General features: G+C 51.4%; 1 protein-coding gene. It reads left to right on the top strand.

The window, feature by feature from the left end:
* Positions 1-92 precede the first annotated feature (92 nt).
* Positions 93-560, top strand: a complete 468-nt coding sequence (locus tag H6A12_RS13840) for a sigma-70 family RNA polymerase sigma factor (protein WP_204448437.1) — start codon at positions 93-95, stop codon at positions 558-560.
* The last annotated feature ends 104 nt before the right edge of the window (positions 561-664 follow it).

The raw sequence follows: 664 nt of genomic DNA, 5'->3' as shown, positions 1-664 counted from the left end.
TATATAGAGGAACCCCATCATTCCCACGTTGTAGGGGGCCGCCCGACCAGTCTGAATTTCTCGCAATTCAGACTGATCGGAGGTAAAACAGCGTGGACGCTGATAAAAAAAGAATATGGATTCGCGGCCAATATGTCGAGGTCACGGATGAAGTGTACCGGGCCTATATGCAGGGCGACCGGAAAATGCGCTATTTTGAGAACGATTTGAAAACTGAGCGGTTCGTTCTCGGAAAGGAGGGCCATGTGGTGCAGATCATCCCCAGCCGCGAAGATTCTTTGGACCGGCTGATGGATGAAAATGCCCAGCAATTCTCCGATGAGCAGGAAAGTGTGGAGAGCGTGGTGCTTCATAAGCTGGAAGTGGACAGGCTACATACCGCGCTTTCCCTGCTTACCCCAGAAGAACGTGCGCTGATCCAGGCGCTGTTCTTTGAGGAAAAGACAGAACGGCAATATGCAGACGAGCTTGGCGTGTACCGCAATGCTGTTCATGCTCGGAAAATGAAGGTCCTTAAAAAACTCAGGTCTTTGTTGGAAGGCTCCATAGAGCAATCCTGATTATCCCAAAGAGCCTATAAATACGGGCAAATCCCTGACCCGGCTGCCCCTGCCGGGCCGGGGATTTTGCTTGTTGGGGCATATCCCCAAACCCTTGTCTCAAT

Origin of the sequence: Merdimmobilis hominis (assembly GCF_016901855.1) — a bacterium.
In the GTDB taxonomy this organism is placed as follows: domain Bacteria; phylum Bacillota; class Clostridia; order Oscillospirales; family Ruminococcaceae; genus Paludihabitans.
Note: the sequence above shows the minus strand (reverse complement) of the source record. Positions and strands in the feature narration are given on the sequence as shown.